Origin of the sequence: Methanocella arvoryzae MRE50 (genome assembly GCF_000063445.1) — an archaeon.
In the GTDB taxonomy this organism is placed as follows: domain Archaea; phylum Halobacteriota; class Methanocellia; order Methanocellales; family Methanocellaceae; genus Methanocella_A; species Methanocella_A arvoryzae.
Map to the genome: position 1 here is coordinate 2092697 of NC_009464.1, position 18034 is coordinate 2110730.

The 18034-nt window shown below is 57.5% G+C and carries 18 protein-coding genes; 10 read left to right on the top strand and 8 right to left on the bottom strand.

Going from position 1 to position 18034, the window contains the following annotated elements; translation table 11 throughout:
* Positions 1-15 precede the first annotated feature (15 nt).
* The 3 genes from dapB (at position 16) to thiI (ending at position 3161) form a co-directional block, all read left to right on the top strand.
* The gene (gene dapB, locus RCI_RS10415; RefSeq protein ID WP_012036392.1) at positions 16-789 is read left to right on the top strand and encodes a 4-hydroxy-tetrahydrodipicolinate reductase; all 774 of its coding nucleotides are present in this window, start codon (positions 16-18) and stop codon (positions 787-789) included.
* A 174-nt stretch (positions 790-963) separates the two neighbouring features.
* Positions 964-1755, top strand: a complete 792-nt coding sequence (locus RCI_RS15880; protein ID WP_012036393.1) for a protease inhibitor I42 family protein — start codon at positions 964-966, stop codon at positions 1753-1755.
* A gap of 230 nt (positions 1756-1985) precedes the next feature.
* Positions 1986-3161 carry a tRNA uracil 4-sulfurtransferase ThiI gene (thiI, locus tag RCI_RS10430; RefSeq protein ID WP_012036394.1) on the top strand — a complete coding sequence of 392 codons (1176 nt, stop codon included), beginning with the start codon at positions 1986-1988 and terminating at the stop codon, positions 3159-3161.
* A gap of 55 nt (positions 3162-3216) precedes the next feature.
* Here thiI and RCI_RS10435 read toward each other — a convergent pair whose 3' ends face one another.
* The 3 genes from RCI_RS10435 to RCI_RS10445 all read right to left on the bottom strand — a co-directional run bounded on the left by RCI_RS10435 (position 3217) and on the right by RCI_RS10445 (position 5071).
* Entirely contained in the window at positions 3217-3438 is a 222-nt protein-coding gene (locus RCI_RS10435) for a hypothetical protein (protein ID WP_012036395.1), read from the bottom strand.
* 21 nt (positions 3439-3459) lie between these two features.
* On the bottom strand, positions 3460-3882 hold the full coding sequence (locus RCI_RS10440; protein WP_148266595.1) for a hypothetical protein: 423 nt from the start codon (positions 3880-3882) through the stop codon (positions 3460-3462).
* A gap of 196 nt (positions 3883-4078) precedes the next feature.
* Positions 4079-5071, bottom strand: a complete 993-nt coding sequence (locus RCI_RS10445; RefSeq protein ID WP_012036397.1) for a radical SAM protein — start codon at positions 5069-5071, stop codon at positions 4079-4081.
* Between the two features lie 261 nt (positions 5072-5332).
* On the opposite strand from RCI_RS10445, the gene RCI_RS10450 reads away from it, so the two are divergent.
* Positions 5333-6559, top strand: a complete 1227-nt coding sequence (locus RCI_RS10450) for an MFS transporter (RefSeq protein WP_197535219.1) — start codon at positions 5333-5335, stop codon at positions 6557-6559.
* Between the two features lie 27 nt (positions 6560-6586).
* On the opposite strand, the gene RCI_RS10455 is transcribed toward RCI_RS10450, so the two are convergent.
* Positions 6587-7420: a methanogenesis marker 8 protein gene (locus tag RCI_RS10455; protein ID WP_012036399.1), complete on the bottom strand. Its 834-nt coding sequence runs from the start codon at positions 7418-7420 to the stop codon at positions 6587-6589.
* Positions 7421-7609: 189 nt separating this feature from the next.
* Between RCI_RS10455 and RCI_RS10460 the strand changes: the two genes are divergently transcribed.
* From RCI_RS10460 to RCI_RS10480, 5 genes are all read left to right on the top strand, one after another.
* The gene (locus tag RCI_RS10460) at positions 7610-7789 is read left to right on the top strand and encodes a 4Fe-4S binding protein (RefSeq protein ID WP_048198456.1); all 180 of its coding nucleotides are present in this window, start codon (positions 7610-7612) and stop codon (positions 7787-7789) included.
* 46 nt (positions 7790-7835) lie between these two features.
* A complete protein-coding gene (asd, locus tag RCI_RS10465; RefSeq protein ID WP_012036400.1) occupies positions 7836-8870 on the top strand; it encodes an aspartate-semialdehyde dehydrogenase in 1035 nt (344 codons plus the stop codon).
* Between the two features lie 929 nt (positions 8871-9799).
* Positions 9800-10279 carry a carboxypeptidase-like regulatory domain-containing protein gene (locus tag RCI_RS10470; RefSeq protein ID WP_052309957.1) on the top strand — a complete coding sequence of 160 codons (480 nt, stop codon included), beginning with the start codon at positions 9800-9802 and terminating at the stop codon, positions 10277-10279.
* Between the two features lie 48 nt (positions 10280-10327).
* Positions 10328-11242, top strand: coding sequence for a ribonuclease Z (locus tag RCI_RS10475; protein WP_012036404.1), 915 nt, complete (start codon positions 10328-10330; stop codon positions 11240-11242).
* Positions 11243-11340: 98 nt separating this feature from the next.
* Positions 11341-11835, top strand: coding sequence for a DUF5806 family protein (locus RCI_RS10480; protein WP_012036405.1), 495 nt, complete (start codon positions 11341-11343; stop codon positions 11833-11835).
* A 625-nt stretch (positions 11836-12460) separates the two neighbouring features.
* Here RCI_RS10480 and RCI_RS10485 read toward each other — a convergent pair.
* The 4 genes from RCI_RS10485 to RCI_RS10500 all read right to left on the bottom strand — a co-directional run bounded on the left by RCI_RS10485 (position 12461) and on the right by RCI_RS10500 (position 16732).
* Complete coding sequence (locus tag RCI_RS10485; protein ID WP_012036407.1) at positions 12461-13681, bottom strand: MFS transporter; 1221 nt, start codon at positions 13679-13681, stop codon at positions 12461-12463.
* Between the two features lie 134 nt (positions 13682-13815).
* On the bottom strand, positions 13816-15009 hold the full coding sequence (locus RCI_RS10490) for an MFS transporter (protein ID WP_012036408.1): 1194 nt from the start codon (positions 15007-15009) through the stop codon (positions 13816-13818).
* The gene (locus RCI_RS10495) at positions 15006-15785 is read right to left on the bottom strand and encodes a sugar phosphate isomerase/epimerase family protein (RefSeq protein ID WP_012036409.1); all 780 of its coding nucleotides are present in this window, start codon (positions 15783-15785) and stop codon (positions 15006-15008) included. Before RCI_RS10495 ends, RCI_RS10490 begins: the two co-directional genes overlap by 4 nt.
* Entirely contained in the window at positions 15782-16732 is a 951-nt protein-coding gene (locus RCI_RS10500; protein ID WP_012036410.1) for an AAA family ATPase, read from the bottom strand. The genes RCI_RS10495 and RCI_RS10500 overlap by 4 nt, the downstream gene beginning before the upstream one ends.
* Positions 16733-17433: 701 nt before the next feature.
* Here RCI_RS10500 and RCI_RS10505 point away from each other — a divergent pair.
* Positions 17434-18033 carry a hypothetical protein gene (locus RCI_RS10505; protein WP_012036412.1) on the top strand — a complete coding sequence of 200 codons (600 nt, stop codon included), beginning with the start codon at positions 17434-17436 and terminating at the stop codon, positions 18031-18033.
* Position 18034: the final 1 nt, after the last annotated feature.

The following is an 18034-nucleotide window of genomic DNA, read 5'->3' on the forward strand; positions in this document are numbered from 1 at the left end:
GCGAGCTGAATTCCCATGGTCATCAAAGTAGCAATCACCGGCATCAACGGCCGGATGGGTACGATGATCTCCGACGCGGCGCTCGCCCAGCCCGACATGGAGATCGTCGCCGGCTTCGACCTCGTCGCCGGCAAGAAGATCGGCAATATCACTGTCTCCAGCGTCTCCGACATAGACAGGGTGCTGAAGGCCACGAAGCCCGACGTCCTCATCGACTTCACAGTCGCGGCGGCCTGCGTGAACAACGTCAAGGCGGCCGCGGCCAACGGCGTCAGCGTCGTCGTCGGCACCACGGGCTTCGACGAAGCCCAGAACGCCGAGATGAAGAATGCCATTGAGGCGGGCAAAATCCGGGCTATCATATCACCCAACTACTCCTTCGGCGTCCAGGTCTTCCTTAAACTGTTGAGGGAGGCGGCGAAGAACCTCGGCGACTGTGACATAGAGATTATCGAGGCCCACCACAACAAGAAGAAGGATGCTCCCAGCGGTACCGCGTTAAAGGCGGCAGACGTGATCTCCTCTGCGTTAGCGGAGAAGCCTGAGTACGTCTACGGCCGTGAGGGCACGGCCCCGAGGACTGCCGGCGAGATCGGCATCCACGCGGTAAGGGGCGGAGACATCGTCGGCGATCACACTGCCTTATTCGCATGCGACGGCGAGCGGATTGAGATTAAGCACCAGCTTCACTCCCGGCAGGCCCTCGCCTCCGGCGCGGTCAAGGCTGCGAGATGGATCGTCTCCCGGGAACCCGGCATTTATTCCATGGATGACGTGTTCAAAGATTGAGCGGGCACCGGGCGGTGCCCCTCATTTATTGTAAGATCACCTGACACATGCCCTTTTCTCTAAATATTTTCAGCCCCGTTTCGAAAATGGTATTATAATTATATAACTGCAATTTTACCTGTAGTTTAAACAATAGCTAAATATACTTGATGCAGATATTCATACGGTGAGAGTTTGAACCATAAGACACTTTTTGCGATTGCAATCTCTCTAATCGCTATCACCGCAATCGTTGCGGGATGTACGACTCCGACAGCCACTCCAGCGCCCACCGCGACGCCGACGCCCACTCCGACTGACGTCCCGGGCGACGGCACGGTGCCGGCAGCAGCTTTCGACGAGGCATACAATGACCATACAGTACAGGTCGAGACAGGGGCGACCTTCAGCGTCAGCCTGAGCGAGAACCCCTCCACTGGCTACACCTGGAACTGGACCCTTACTCCCGGCCTCGAGCTCGTTAACGACACCTTCGCGGCCAACGAGAGCGGCTTAATCGGCGCCGGCGGCATCCACACCTGGGTGCTCAAGATGACCGGTAGCGACGCCCAGACCTTCAGCGCCATCGAGAAGAGGTCGGCGGACCCCGTGCTCGGCAACGAGACCACCTACACTCTCCACATTATCCCGGCTATCGGCGATATGAACATGACGACCTACACTGAGGCGAACGACAACCAGATTGTCACTGTGGCTAAGGGCGACAGCATCGCTGTCCAGCTTGCCGAGAACCCCTCCACCGGATACATGTGGATCGTGAACTCTACCGACGGGCTGACTGTTAAGGACCTTGGCCATGTCCACGGCGAAGCAGCTCCGGGCATGGTCGGCGTCGGCGGCAACCACACCTTCCAGATCACCGCTACGGGTGACGGCAACCAGACCTTCAGCGGCGTCTACAAGCGCGCATGGGAGCCTGCCACAGACTCAGACAAGACTTTCACGCTGAACATCGTGATCAGCTAAACTGACTAGCCATAAATAACACGGGGCGCCTCGCGCCCCTTTTCTTTTCTCTTCTTAATCAGAGCCTTTCTGCTTCCGCCGGGAAAGAGGGTATTTCAGTATATATGTCTTTGGTGTAAACGGACTGAAACTATGATGCGTTGAAATTATACGCCAGAAGATCCTTATCAGGTACAGAAACAGGTCTCCTGTGACAGCTGTAGCAGGGGCGCACGCAGGGAGTATCAATCGTGGATTCGGATATCACTATCGTCAGGTACGGCGAAATCGCCATCAAGAGCGAGCAGATCAGGAGGAAGTTCGAAGACCTCCTCATCCAGAACCTCAAGGCCATGCTCGACCAGGATCACATCGAGTACGAGGCAATTATCAAGGAGCGCGGCCGGATCTTCGTGAAGACAAAGGACACTAAGGCTCCGCAGTCTGTCGCTAAAGTGTTCGGAGTAGTCTCGTGCAGCCCCGCCATAACCACCGGGCCTACTATCGCAGAAGCCTGCGCCGTGGCAGCGGAAGTAGGCAGAGAGGTCATCCGGGAAGGCCAGTCCTTCGGCATCATGGCCCGCCGCTCGGGCGGAGTGGAGAAGGGCTTCACCTCTCAGGACATCGGCCGCATGTGCGGCGACGCGGTCTTCAACGCCGTGATCGACCGGCACCCTAAGGTCAACCTGAAAAATCCCGACCACGCCATCCACGTGGAGATCAGGGACACCGCCTCCTACATCTTCACCGAAATGGTCAAGGGGGTTGGCGGCATGCCCATCGGCAGCCAGGGCAAGATGGTGGCGCTGATCTCAGGCGGCATCGACTCCCCAGTGGCCGCGTGGCTCATGATGAAGCGGGGCTGCGAAATCATTCCCCTGTACATGGATAACACCCCCTACCTGGGCGAAGACGCTAAGGCTAAGACTATCGACATCGTCCGCAAGCTCCACGAGTGGGCGCCGGGCCGGGAGATGAAGATGTATATCGCCCCACACGGCCAGCCCCTTCGGGAGTTCCTGCAGAAAGGCAACAAAAAGTACACCTGCGTCTTCTGCAAGCACCTCATGTACAAAGTGGCCAGGGCCATTGCAGAAAAAGAGGGCGCCCACGGCATCATTACCGGCTCGTCCCTGGGCCAGGTCGCCTCCCAGACTTCCGAGAACATGATGGCCGAAGCCTACGACGTCGACTTTCCCATTTATCATCCGCTCATCGGCCTCGACAAGGAGGAGATCATGACCATCGCCAAAAAGATCGGCACCTACGACATCTCTATCCGTAAGGCCGGAGGCTGTATGGCTGTGCCGAAATACCCGTCGATTCACGGCCGGCTGGAAGAGGTAGTGAGGATGGAGAACGAGCAGTTCGAGTTCGATAAACTAGTACAGTATGAAGTGGAAAACGCCAGAGTCATCGATATATAGGGCGACTCTGGCGGCCGTCACGGACAGGCGGCAAAACTGATCTGTATAGTTTAGTTCAGTTCAGGCTCCCATAGCAGGCAACGAGTACCTGCTCGCTGTGCAGCCTGAGCATTCTGCGGAACCAGGAGGCATCGTGGTTCTGGCTGTATTCCGCGTCGCTGTATAATCGGATAGCTACTGCGAACTCTGCCGGACTGATCCGGGTGGCGGGCTCCATGAGTTCCTCGTCATAGTCGTAGCTTTCATCGTAGACATCTGTTGCGTTAGTGTGTGCCATCGTATCCCTGTTTTTCCTGTCTTAGCTCTCCATCGGTACTGTGCCGGCTTTCGCAGCCTCCAGGTCCCACCGGATCTCCTCGGCGATCGACCTGCGCATGCAGGCGATGCTGTCGATCCAGTCGAAGACATGCTCCCGGAGCATGGTGTCCTGGATGCGCTCGGCTTCCGCCTCCATCTCGTGCAGGCTGGCCATCACTTCTGCCAGCTCGGCGAGCGCGTGCTCCCTGTACATGGATCTCCAGTTGCCCCCGATAGTCCCGGTGATCCGCATCATCCGGGACAGACGGATGAATAACCTGCGGTACTGGGGTAGCTGTACCATGTCGGCCACGTACTCCCCGTAGGTCCACAGTTTTTCCATACTTTCCTCATACTCATCCGGCGCGTCAGGCTCGATCCTGAACAGGTTCATCTTAACACCATTCCTCCGTTTTATTACCATCTTTAACCAGTTCAGGATAAAAGCGGCCAGATATACCTTTCCCGGGCGCCAGACAGGACTTCCCGCCGCCGCCGGCGGTTTCACCGGGCACCCTCCTCACGTGGCTGCGGATTCCGCGGCCAGACAGCAAAACTGTGGCCGCGATAAGGCGTGCTCCGCCCGTGTTTCCTATTTATCACGGGCATGGTGGCAGGATTCACAGGTCTATCCGTGGAGTAATGTCGCAGCCCGTGCACGGCACGCAGCCTGTCAGGGCCCTGGTCGGGTCAAGCCCGTGCTTCTCCAGGATTCGGCGCTGCTCCCCGGCGAGCTTCAGCAGCCTGTCAGCGCTCACAGGCTCGACCTTGATATCCCCTGCGCGAAGGGGGTGCGGATTCGTCTTCCTGAGGATCGGGATGACGCCCTTACTCGCGAGCATCTCCATGCCCTCTATTACGGTCTCATCGGACTCGCCCATCCCGATCAGGATGTTGGAAGCCACGTGGTTACGGCCGAACACCTCTACTGCATGTTCCAGGGCCTGCACGATGTAGTCGAAAGACAGTCCGGGGCAGACCTTCTCAAACAGTTCCCTGTCCACCGTCTCTATGTTATACTTGACTTCGACGGCGCCCGCCTCTTTCAGCAGTTCCGACGAATTGTCGGTAGCGTAGATGGAGACGCCGATGGGGATGTCCCTGCCGGCCAGCTCTTTTTTGATCAGCCTGACGATCCGGGCAATCCTGCCCGCCTCCTCCTCCGGCGTCGTCCACACGCCCGACGTGATGGTAATAGCTCTGAGGTCGGGACTTTTCAGGCCCTGCCTGACCAGCTCCAGGACTTCTTCGTCCGACTTGATTTTCCCCTGCAGTTTCGGGACCGGGCAGAACTTGCAGTCGAAGGCGCACCGTTCGCTGACGGTCACGTACACCTGCTCAGGGCAGTGGGATATGGCGTGCTCCAGCCTGCCGTGGGCGAACTCTTCCCCGCCGGCGTAGATCGTGACCATGCCGTCCTTCAGGGTGGCGCTGAACTTCGACGCCTGGCGGACTCCCAGCCTCACCCTGTGCCCGTCAATGTTGACGAATACTGACTCCAGGCCGGCGCCCGGGCCCGCGGTAGACCTGCTCTGGTACGGCAGGAAACTGTCGTCTACTGTGGTGCCCCCCGCCTCGATAAGCTCGGCCTTCTTCCTGACACTACTATCCATACGCTCTCTCCTCTGCAGTCATTGTACTACGACGCCATGACTCTTAAGCATGAACTACTCCCACGCCGTACAGTCCCATCACTGTCACAATTGTGAAGTGTACCGCGAGGTATAAAATTCTGGTGCCCGTACCCCATAGTTTCATCTGGGTATGCAGCAGCTATTTGAATGACGTGTCGTAAAAGTTTAGCAGCCCCATAATGCCGCTCTATGTGCCATAGGCGCCTGTGTACTCATCGGCAGTATGTTACAACTGGTGTAATGATGCGTCCCCTCGAACGACTGCAGCTTCGCAGCAACCTTCAGCAGCTATACAAGAGCAACGATCTGATCATGAGATTCATGCTCATCAACGTATGCACAGGCACATGGGTGGGCATGGTCAACTTCATCATCCCCGTCTTCGCGCTATCGCTCGGCGCCAGCTCATTTGAAATAGGCCTGGTGCGCGGGCTCTCAGGCGTCGGGGACCTGCTGCTTGTCCTGCCTGCCGGCCTCCTCATCGACTACTTCGGCTCCAGAAAAATGTACCTCGCCAGCTGCGCTGTGGGCGGGGCCATCACAATCCTGCTGGCGCTGGCATGGACGCCATGGGCGCTCATCGTCATGATGATCTTCTACGGCATGGCCCGGTCGATCCGGACCACCTCGCTGAACGCGTCGTTCTTCCAGCACATGAACACCATCGGGGCCGGCAAGGGCGGATGGTACAAAGGCTCGATGACGGTGGGCGCCCAGTTCCTTGGATCCCTCATCGGAGGCGCTCTGGCGGTCGCCGTCAGCTTCGCCGGCTACTTCGTCACGGCAAGCATGTTCCTGCTGGCCCCCATCCTCGTGGCATTAGGCGGCAAGAGCGAACTCATGATCCCGGCGAGCCGAAAGAAAAGAGGCCTGAAGGGCTCGGTAGACGGCTACCGTCATCTGCTGAGGGACAGAATCCTGGTGTCGGCAACGATCACAGAATGCATCAACACGGCCTTCGCTATCACCTTCTCCACCTTCGTCGCCGTCATGGTGATCACCAGCCTCGGCCTCAGCATAGCCATGGCCGCACTACTGATCTCGCTCAGGGGCCTCGCGAATATAGTGGTCGTCTTCTTCGGGGGAAGACTGCTGGAGCTTAACCATTATCGCCTCTACGTAGCCAGCTTTATCTTCTCAGCCGCAGGGCTGCTGTTGCTGGGCACCTCGAAAGACGTCTGGCTGCTCATGCTGGCCTCCGTCATCCTCGGGCTGTTCTCCGGCGTCATGACCTTGGTCACGTTTACCCAGGTCGGCAGCACCGAGGGGGAAAAGGGCAAGGTTTCAGGCATCTTCTCCTTCGGGCAGAAGGCCGGCATGGTGGCCGGGCCGGTGCTCGGCGGCATCGTCGGCAGCTTCACAGGCCTGCAGGCGATTTTCCTGTGCTTCATACCCTTCTTCCTGCTGATGGCAGCCTATAACCTGCTGGAAGGGAGAAATACCCGGAATATCTCCGGAGCGGCGTGACCGCCGCCCGGGAGCAAAGAAAACGCTTTAAAGTAGTTTATCCGGCTGGGGCGCGTCCGGGTTGGACTTGATCTCCTTCCCTGTGAACCTGATGCGCTCCTCGATGAGGCGGATGCCTCTCTCAGTGATGCCGAACATCGGGATCGAGTCGCCAACCTTGTAGACGTTGCATCTGGCGCCGTACTCCCGGATGAACTTCGAGGCGCAGCCTGTGGCTATGTCGGCGTACCTGTAGACCAGCTCGGCCTCCCTCTCCGGCATGCCTGTGGTGTGCACCACGAAGGTGTAGATGCTGACGCCGGGGTGCTGCTGCTCGATCTCTTTCATCTGCTTTGCGCCGGTGCCGTCGATGATGGAGACCGCGATGTTCTTGTAGCCCATGTCGATGGCCTTCTTCACGCCCCCCGCCTGGTCGATCTTCGCCGTGGCCGGGTCGACGACGTTCTCCCTGCCGACCTTCTCGATGACCTCGGGGATGGGCGTGGTGCTGACCAGGCCCGAAACTCTGCCACCGATGCCCTGCACCATCTCCGGGTCGGTGACCACCAGGGTGCCGGTGCCTTCGCAGACGATGACCGCGGCGTCGATCAGCTTCTTCACCATGGCAGTGCAGACGATCTCGGATACGCCGAAGGAGAGGAAGTCCTTCATCTTCAGGACTCTGTCGGGCGTGCACATTCCGAAATCCTGGATGCGGAACTCTATGTTCTTCTTGATAGTCTCTGGGTCCAGCTTTTTAATGCCCCGGTGCTTATCGAATATGGGGCAGTAGCTGATCTGCGGCTCTCCTACTTCTACGACTTTGCCGTCTCTGACTACGATTCGGGCCCTTCCCAGGCCTTCGATGACATGCTCGTCCATTTTCCGACCTCTGACGTATGATTTTGAAACATGTTATTGTGGTTTCTTTTCTTACATATGCTTACCCGTGTCTGTGGCCGGGAAATTCCCCCTGCCCTACGCTTGTTGTGGCGGCAGCCGCAATCAGAAAACGTTTAAGTACGATGGCCAACTTAGTTTTACTACATTTAACCGGAGGCTAAACACTTCATGCCAGCAAAAGTCGACAAAGAAGCTTGTGTAGGATGCGGAACATGCGTAGATGCCTGCCCTGAAGCAGCCATCGAAATGGACGACGAGTTCGCCAAAGTAGACGAGGCCCGCTGCAACGAATGCGCCACCTGCGTCGACGCCTGCCCAACCCAGGCCATCAAGATCGAAAAGAACTAATATAGTTTAGCTATATATAGTAACATTACATTACGTCGGTGAGCATATGATCAAAGTCGGAATACTAGGGGCCACAGGGAATGTAGGCCAGCGGTTTATCCAGCAGCTGGCAGGCCACCCGTGGTTCGAGATCACCGCCCTCGCCGCTTCGGAGAGGAGCGCGGGCAAGCCTTACGAGCAGGTCGCCAAATGGAGGCTGGACACCGATCTTCCAGAGGAAGTCAGGGAGTTAACCGTAGTCCCGACTAAGCCGGAGGCAGTCGACGCGGACCTGGTATTCTCGGCACTTCCGGCGGAAGACGCGATCAAGATCGAGGCCGACTTCGCGAAGGCCGGCATGGTGGTCTGCTCTAACGCCAGCGCGCACCGCATGGAAAAGGACGTCCCCCTCGTGATCCCGGAGGTCAACCCCGAGCACCTGGGCCTCATCGACGTCCAGCGGAAGAAGCGCAAGTGGGACGGCGCCATAGTCACCAACCCCAATTGTAGCACTATCATGATGGTCGTAACCCTCAAGCCGCTCATGAAGTTCGGCATCGAGAACATCCACGTGTCCACGATGCAGGCGGTCAGCGGCGCAGGCTACGAGGGCGTGCCCTCGATGGCCATCATCGACAACATGATCCCCTACATCGGTAGCGAAGAGGGCAAGATGGAAACCGAGACGCTGAAACTCCTTGGCGACTTCGACGGCAAGCAGGTCAAAGAGGCCCCCTTCTGGGTGAGCGCCGCCTGCCACCGGGTCGGAGTCCTCGACGGCCATACCATGTCCATCTGGGCGAGGTTCAACAAGAAGGTCACCCCCGAAAAGGTCAAGGACGCCTTCCTCAAGTTCGACCCGAAGCTGTCCGATCTGCCGACTTCCCCGAAGAAGGCGATCATCGTCCGGGAAGAGCCGGACAGGCCCCAGCCCCGCATGGACCGCATGCAGGGCAATGGTATGAGCATCTCCGTCGGCCGCATCAGGGCCGGCAAGGCAGACTCAATCCAGTACGTATGCATGGGGCACAACACCATCCGCGGCGCCGCCGGCGCCAGCGTGCTGAACGCTGAACTGCTGAAGAAGAAGGGCTACCTGTAAGCCCTTTTATCTCTTTTTATACTCAGATTATTTTTCTCGCAATTAGCAGCCGCCTAGCAACAGATCAACATCTCGAAAAAACCGAAAACTGATTATAGTATTGTGAAAAATGTGTTATTTCGGCTATGGTTATTGGGCTGCCAAGCTCGCCAGGAAGCCAGGCTCGCCAAAGGCTTTTCGATCAGGACCGTCACGAATAGCTAAATAAGGCTTGGCGTTCCATGAAAAATTAGCTCTTGGCGCTCTTGGCCTCTTGGCGGGCTTGGCGGTATTTTCAACCTATGGGGGCCAACTTTCAATTTTTCATACTCCCCTTGAAAATATCCTTTCATCCACGAGTCCTTACTGGAACGTTTTGTACGAGTGCTCGTACCATTTACACGAAGTACCCGAAGTACACGAGGTACTCAAAGTACAGTAAAAACGGCATGCTGTAAGATGATCTTATCGTAAAACTTCGTGTATGGTCTTTCCTGTAACTTTTTGGACAGTTCCTTTGCCGGATATTCGCCTTGAGAACGCCTGCGAATGCAGGCGTTCAACAGGCGATTCCCGACAGCCGGTTTTCCTCTCCAATTCTCTGGCTCCTCACATTCCTCCTCTCAGACCTCCTGACCTCCCTGACCTCTCAGTTTGAAAAAAGTCTCTCTGATCTCCGGGCACTCCCCAACCTCTTATTTTGCCTGGGTACATGTGCGCAAGCCGGGCAACAGGGGGATTGTCGGATAAGTCCTCTATATGCTTGAATACCAGCGCACTATTGCCCGGGCTCATGTACAATAAGGCCTAATCTTTGGAACGGTTTTCTTTTATATGGCCGTATAAACAGCGGATTGCTCTTTTATATATGAGTTGTTTATCTGGTATATATGAGGACAGCGCTAGCCGTAGTACTCGTTTTTTTACTGCTGTCAGCCCCAGCTATCGCTATGGCTCAGTTAGGTACTATTACGGGCGTGATCACCACCGGCAACCGGCAGGCTGTACCGGATGCGCTGGTGACGCTGTACGATATGGACGGGGACTACGTGTTTGTGCCTGACAACCCTCAGTTCAGCAGCAACGGCACCGGCAACAATGTCGGCGTCTACACTTTTACCGACGTGCCTTCTGGCACTTACAACGTCACTGCTATAAAGGGGGACAGCGAGTTCTTCGCTATCGCGCGACTGGAGAGCGGCACTGCTACTGCCAACATCGTGCTCGCCGACTACTACGTCACTCCCGAGGATTTCATGCCCCCGCCTGCTGTGAGAGAGCCTGAGCTGGAACGGCCCCGGCAGTACTTCAGCTTTGTCCCCGCCACTTTCGGGAAAATGCCGCCCGCAACAGCGGCCGTGACCTACCCGTTCAGCCGGGCGGTGGCCACCTCTACTGCATACGCCTTACTGCTGGCCGGCAGCCGCTGAGGTAATACATAACCATTATATCTTATGTGGGCGAGATATCAACCCTGCATGCTAAAGATCATCTTTCTGGGCACCGGCGGCTCGATCCCCACCCCTAACCGGGGAATGCCCTCCATCATGATCCAGCGGGAAGGCGAGAGGCTGCTTTTCGACTGCGGAGAGGGTACCCAGCGCCAGATGATGAAAGCAAGGTCAGGCTTCATGGACATCGGCCACATGTTCCTGACGCACTTCCACGCTGACCACACCCTCGGAATCCCCGGCCTGCTCCAGACCATGAGCCTGCAAGGCCGCACCGAGCCTTTAAACATATATGGCCCCGACTATGTGGAGGAATATTGCAGCCTGCTTAGCAGGCTGGGCTATCTGAGCCTGAGCTATCAGGTAATTCCCCGCCGCCTCAGCCCCGGCGACGTGATCAAATTCAAAGGCTACTCAGTGGAGGCGTTCAGGACCTTCCACAGCGTCCCCAGCCTGGGCTACGCCCTGAAAGAAGACCAAAAGCCTGGCCGGTTTAATAAGGCCAGAGCCCTGGAGTTAGGCGTTCCCGAAGGCCCGCTGTTCTCGAAGCTGCACCGGGGCGAGTCAGTCGTAGTCAACGGCCGGACCATCACCAGTGAAGAAGTCGTCGGCGAACCACGGCGTGGCCGGACCATCGTATACACCGGCGACACCGTCGCATCGGCTTCATTCCTCCCACACCTGCAGGGAGCGGACGTCTGGATCTCCGAATCCACCTTCGGGGACGACATGGCCGGAAAAGCAGAGGAAACCTTACATTCGACAGCCGGCGGTGTAGCAGAACTAGCCGCCAGGGCGGGCGTCAAACAGCTTGTCTTAACTCACGTCAGCTCCCGGTACTCGACAGACACGACGCCTTTACTGGAGGATGCCAGGAAGAAGTTCGATAACGTTCTTGTGGCTGAGGATTTCACGGAAATAGAGCTGCCCTCTGTCGAATAGTGGCCGGGATTAACTGAACTTCAGCGACTGCCACAGCCGGCACTAACTCTCTGGCGGCAGGACAAGGTTTATTATCGCCCATCTCTCTTTCTTCATCTATGCCCGAAAGCTCTGGCCCCGTGACCGAGAAGTACTGGCGGTTCCAGAAGTTCGACCGCAAGAAGTACACCGAGGTCAACGATACGCTGAAAAAGCTGACCCACCTGACGGCCAGAGAATGGGCCATCGCCAGGCTGTGTTCCGATTTCAAGGACCGGGGCCGGTCCCAGATGACCTGGATCGGGGAGAACCTGCCCGAATTAGTCCCGTTCATGAACGAGAAGTACGCCCGGCAGGACGTGGCCTCTGCGGAGGCCGCCTTCAAGAGAAAGGTCGTCCGGTCCGGCACCACGTTTTTCTACGCCTACTATGCGGGCTTGATCTCGCTGGAAGAGATGCTCGAGATGGTCCAGGGCATCATCCGAAACATCGAAGAGCTGAAGCGCATCGAAGGCAGCGATCCTGCGGCAGATGAGACCAGCGCCGAAGTGCAGTTGCTAATGGCCGAGACGTTAAAGCGGATCACGGATAAGCTTAAAGAAGTCCAGCAATAAAACCGTGATTCCGGGCGCCAGGCTGCCTTATACTTAATTTGCAAAGAGTCGGGCGATGATCGGAGTCTTGATCAGGCATAAGTGATGAATAACTGGCAGTTCCTAGTTTCTGAGCTGGTAAAGCCGCCAAGCTCGCCAAAGAGCTAAGCACTCATCTCATAAAAATTGGTTTTTCTATTGAAGCCGATGATAAACTCCTGGAGGTTGGGGAGTTCCCGGGAGGCCGGGGAGGATTTTCAGGCTGGGAGGTTCGAGAGGGCGGAGAGGTCTGAGAGAAGGATTGGGAGTGTGGAAAGGTCGGAGAGGATTTTTTAGGTTAATTCTCTCTGACCTCCGGGTACCTCACATAACCTCATCTCTGATCTCCATGAACTCCCTGAACTCCCAGCTTGAACGTTTCCTCTCTGAACTCCGTGAACCTCTCCGACCTCTCAATACCTCCCGGACCCAGATTTTTCATGGAACGCCAAGAACTATTTTAAGTGATCGGCATGGTTCCGATCGAAAAGGTCCCTAGCGTGCCTGGCCTCTTGGTGTTCCATGAAAAATTAGCTCTTGGCGAGCTTGGCTCCTTGGCGCTCTTGGCGGTATTTTCGACCTGCACAGGGCCAACTTTCAATTCGTTTTACTGCTTGATCATCGGCGCGGGCGCTTCGACTTTCAGTTTGTCCCCGGGCAGCATGGCCGCTATCAGTCCCGCGATGACGAGGATCAGGATCAGCGACAGGATGGCGTCGAACCGGCCGAGGTAGTCGGAGATCACGCCTGTCACTAAGACGAGGAGGCCGCCGATGCCGTTGGCGAACCCTAATGTGAGTCCGCCGGCCATGCCCTGGCTTCGGGGCAGCATTTCCTGGGCCAGCAGCGTCGTCGGGGATATAGAGGCATAGACCAGGCCGCCGGCCAGTACGATCAACGGCCAGACCAGGATGTCGGGGACGACGAAGGCCAGGAATAAGACCGGTGCAGCGGCCAGCAGCGTCGGCACGGTGACTTTCTTGTTGCCCCAGCGGTCTGCCGCCCAGCCTCCGATGATGCCGCCGACGGCGTCGGCCAGTATAAAGAGGAATAAAGTTATGGCGTACCCGATGCCGGCGATGTCGTGGCCGAACAGCGCCCATCCCTCGAAGTGGCTGTGCATGAAGTAGATGGGGATGAAGGTGATCATGCCCATGCAGACCCACGCCCTCAGCGATACTACAGTGAGCAGCGTAGTGAGCGGTCCCTTGACCTCTCTGAAGCTCCCAAAGAGCGTCCTCAGGTCCAGGGTGCTCTGCCTGTCGACGTCCATCCTCGGCGCATACAGGTAGATCAGCAGGCCCACGATGACGCCGGGGGGAATCAGCCAGATCAGCGAATGTACCCCGAATACGGCCACGATGATGACGGCGATGAGGGGCATCAGGGAGTAGCCGATGTTGCCGCCCGCCATGAACAGGGACATGCCCAGGCCTTTGCGGTTGCCGCTCACTTTAGGCACCATGGCCGACGCCTGAGGGTGATACATCGACGAGCCGATACCCGCCAGGCCGACCATGATGACGAGCGCCATGTAGCCCGGCGCCTCCCCGAGGAGGCACATGCCCACGCTCACCCACGCCACGCCCAGCGCCGCAATCCATTTCTTCCCGTACTTGTCAGCGATGTACCCGAACACCGGCTGGATCAGCGTGGAGGTGACTGAAAAGACCGCCGTCAGCAGGCTGATCGCCGTGTCGTTCAGGCTGTACATGATGTAAAATACAGGTAATAAGGGCGGCAGCAGGTTCGCGTAAACGTCCACGGTAAAGTGGCCGAGGGCCAGCAGCATGACCCGGAAAGAGTCAAAAGCGTTATCGTTTTTCACTTCAGGCGTACGGGTATCCCTTCTGTAATTTTTTTAGCATTGTGGCGGCGAAGGTATAAAAAGTGTTTGTGCCAGCCGTTGGCACAGCACAGCGCTTGCCATCGTTCACTAACACATAAGCAAACAGATAGGTTCTATCGCACTCTGGCTTTCTCCGGCCTCACATTTCCGGGCAGGAGCAGGGCTATCAGGAATGCGGCGATCGGCAGCAGGACGAGGGAGAGCATGCCTATCGTGATGCTGGAAGCGTCGGCTATAGCTCCTGTGACGGAGACTCCGAGGCCGCCTATGCCGATGGCGAACCCGAGGACGATGCCGGAGGCCATGCCCTGGTTTTTGGGGATCAGCCCCTGGGCGATGAGGACTGCCGGGGAGAAGGAGGCCAGCAGCGCCAGGCCTGCCAGCGCGAAGAACGTCAGCTGCAGGTAGCCATGGGTCAGCAGGGCGCATAGCAGCAGCGGCCCGGTAATCATGAGGGTGGAGACGATGGTGAACTTGCGCCCGTAGCGGTCGGACATGGTGCCTCCGAGGAGGGTGCCCACGGCGCCGCAGAACAGCGTCACCGAGAGGGCCATGCTCGCCCACTCGTGGGACTCGTACTGCATCAGGAAGGACGGCAGGAAGGTGATCAGCCCGAAGAACAGCCAGGCGCGCATGGTGACCACGCCGGTGACTTTGGTCAGCGGCAGGGCGACCGATCGGATATCTCGCCACAGCTCTCCTATCGTGGGCGGTGAGGCAGCGACGGGGGCTTCGGGAGCGTACCGGTGCAGGATTAACGCCATGAGCAGGCCGGGTATGAAGAGCAGCATGACGCCGCCCAGCCCCCAGATGGCGGTGACCGGGACGACCAGTATGGGCATGATTGCGTAGCCCAGGTTCCCGCCCGCCGAGAAGACAGAGACTCCGAACCCCTTGTGGTCGCCGCTGATTCGGGGCACCATGGCCGAAGCCTGGGGGTGGTAGGCTGAGGAGCCGAAGCCTGCCATGGCGACCAGCGCCAGGATGACGATGTATGAGCCCGTCGGGTCCAGGCCGAGGTAGCCGACGACCCCGATCATGGACATGAAGAACGAGATCCACAACACGCTCAGCGCCACCATCCACCGGCGGCCGTAGCGGTCCGCGAAGTAGCCGAAGATCGGCTGGATGATGCTCGATGTGAACGTGTAAACGGTCATAATTACGCCGGACAGCGTGTAGGTCAGCCCGTAGGCAGCCTGCAGCAGCGGCAGCAGCGGCGGGACGACGTTGGAGTAGCAGTCGTTGACCATGTGGCCCAGGGCAAGGACGGAGACCCTGAGCTTGTCGAATTTTTCATCGCTCATTGGCTTTTCGCCTTCTGTTTTTTAACGAAGCCGAGGCTGCGCCGGCCCTCTTCGAGCGTGCGGCCTTCGACAACGAGTGCCCCCTTATACTCTTTTAGTCCCTTAAAAACTCTGGTCCAGTCGACGGTGCCCTCCCCGACGGCAAGGTGCTCGTCAGAAGTGCCCTTATTGTCGTGGATATGAATGTGATTGATGCGCCTTACCTCTCTCAGAAAAGCAGGTATGTTCTTAGTGGTGTTAGCGTGGCCGACATCGAGCGTGGTGCCCAGGCCGTCGCTGCCCACAGTCTCGACCATGCCGAACAGCTCGTCCGGCGTCCGGCAGAGCAGCTTCTCCATGTCGGGCATGTTCTCCAGGCAGAGTTTTACCCTGTGCTCCTCCGCGTGGCGGGCCAGGATCTTAAGGGCCTCGACGTTCCTCTCCCAGGCTTTATCCTTCATCTCCCTGCCAAGCGGGGACAGGATGCCCGGGTGGACGACTACCGTATCCGTGAAGTCGGCCGACAGTTCCACGCATTGCCTGATCTGCCTGATCGTCTCGTTCCACAGGGGCTCATGCAGCGACGCGAGGTCAAGTTGCGAGAACGGTCCGTGGACGGTGATCCTGAGGTTAGTCGTGTTGATGATGCTCTTGATCTCCGGCAGCGTCTCCGGGGTGATCTTCTGCTTGCCCTCGCTGACGATCTCCCAGCCTTCGTACCCCATGTCTTCCAGGCCCGAGGCCCAGGAGAACTGGGAGTCGACCAGCCTGTAAGCGGAGAAGCTGAGCCAGCTCACAGATCGATCTCCTGCACTGGCCGGCCCTCGGCAGTCCGGGGGGCGAGCCAGTCGATGATCAGCTCGGGCTCGTCGTCGACGATGGTCACGTCGATGCCGCCAAGCGCCACCTCGTGGTCCAGGAAGTTCACGTAGCCCATGAGCGCCGCCTGCTTGTTAAGCTGGAACTCGATCTCGTTGCCCTTCTTGCCTGCGTACATGGAATTACGGGCTGTGTCGAGGATCTTCTGTTCCCTGAGCAGGCAGTGCAGCTCCTCCAGAGACGGAGCCCGGCCTTCCAGCCTGTCCACGTAGCCCGGCTTCTGGATAAGAGTGAGCTTCGTGCCGGGGAAGATGTTCTCCACAGCCTGCCGGACCTTCTCTTCCAGCTCGGTCGGGAACAGCAGCGTCGACACCGTGGTCTCGATGCACTCCTTCCTGATCACCGAGCGGATCTCGCTCTGGAACTTCTCGATCGGGTCCAGATTTACGACGGACTTCGTCGCCGCCTCTATGGCGAGGCCCATACCCCATGACAGTTCCCTCTCGTCCCGCTGCTTCAGCCACTCAGGAGTGCCCTGATCGTCCGCCCTCATTCTCTTCCGCAGCCTGTCCAGCCGCAACTCGAACGGGGCGTCGATTTTCACCAGCGTAAAGTTGTCCCCGAAAGCCTTCCTGAACGTCTCCACCTCGGCGATCCCCCTGATGCCGTCGATGACGACGACCCGGGCGCCCAGCGCCTGGATCTTCGGAATGCAGCGCTTTGCGATGGCGTCCATGCCCTCGTCCTTGCGCAGCTGATTGGCGACCCCGCCCACGTTCTCGTCCGTCGGCGCCAGCCCCCTGTTCTTGACCTCTTCCCTGAGCACGTCTCCCATGATGATGACCGGGAGGCCCATGGACCGGGCGACATCCGAGGCCACGGACTTGCCCGCCCCCGGCATACCCACGAACGCAATGACCTTCATGAAAATAATTCCTCTCTATATTTGCTGGAAGTCTTAACTGGTTCTAGATAATAATACTTGTGTCCTCTTAAGTTTCGGTGTACGCTACAGCGTGAGCTCCAGACCAGGGCGATGCGCAACAGCAATACGAACGCTGCGCTGTGCGTTCTCTGGTTGCCTGGGTGTGGTGTGACAGCAATACGAACGCTGCGCTGTGCAAAACCTCACAGATGCCACAGATTGAAACAGAATCCACAGATTTCTAATGGATAGCACAGATGACGCTCGATTCCACAGATAACTAAAAAATATTTTGATCGATTACTCCTATAATCGCTATCGGTAATCTAATAACATTGCGTGTTCCTTCTGTGATATCGTGTAGTAATCTGTGGATTCAGCAGAGAAATCTGTGGAATCAATCGCAATCCGTGGAATCTGTGAGGATTGGCACAGCGCAGCGTTCGTTTTGCTGTCTCGGGGGAGCCTGTGCAATCAAGTAATGCACAGCACAGCGTTCGTTTTGCTGTCTCGGGGGAGCCTGTGCAATCATGTAAGGTACAGCGCAGTGTTCGACAACATTCACGTGCTCTGATGGGAAGGGCTGCAATAGTATTCACTCCAGGCGCCTGCCGGGAAATATTTCCGCATCTGCGGGAATAAAAACGAAAAATTTTTGTCTGTTAAGCTTTAATTTATATCTCAGAAGGCTAGTGACTACCATGAGCTACGAAGAGATGATCCTGAGCACGATTAAGAAAGTATACGCCATCAGGGCGTCGATCGAGAAGCGGACTGAAGAGCATCTCGCCGGTTCGCTGCCGTTGATCGGCTATATCCTCGTGGGGCTGGCCGGGACATCCCTGTCGAAAGACCAGGTAAAGGATGTATCCGCCTTTATCACGGCCACGTGCACGACTCCCGAGCGTCTGACGGCCATGGAGACGATCTCTGCTTTCAAGGCAAAGAACCGAGTCCATCGCCCTATCATGGTCTGGCTTTCGTACGTCAGCCTTTTCCTGCCTCTGGTGCTGGTGGTCGCAGCCGAGGCGTACATGTACTTACAGGGCATGCTCACCGAGGTCACCTACGTCGCCGTAGCCCTGCTGCTTGTCCTCCTGGCGCTATTTGCCGGGCTGGCGCTCTTCTCGGTGCTGAGCTACAATCCTGAGTACCGGCGGGATACGATCGAGCACAAGCTGTGGAAGCTCATGAACGCAGAATGCCAGAAGAGGAAGAAAATGCACATGCGCGCCCAGAAGAAGATGGGGCAGACTCCGCTGCCGGCAGAGGCCGCTCCAGCTGTGGCGAATAATAAATAAA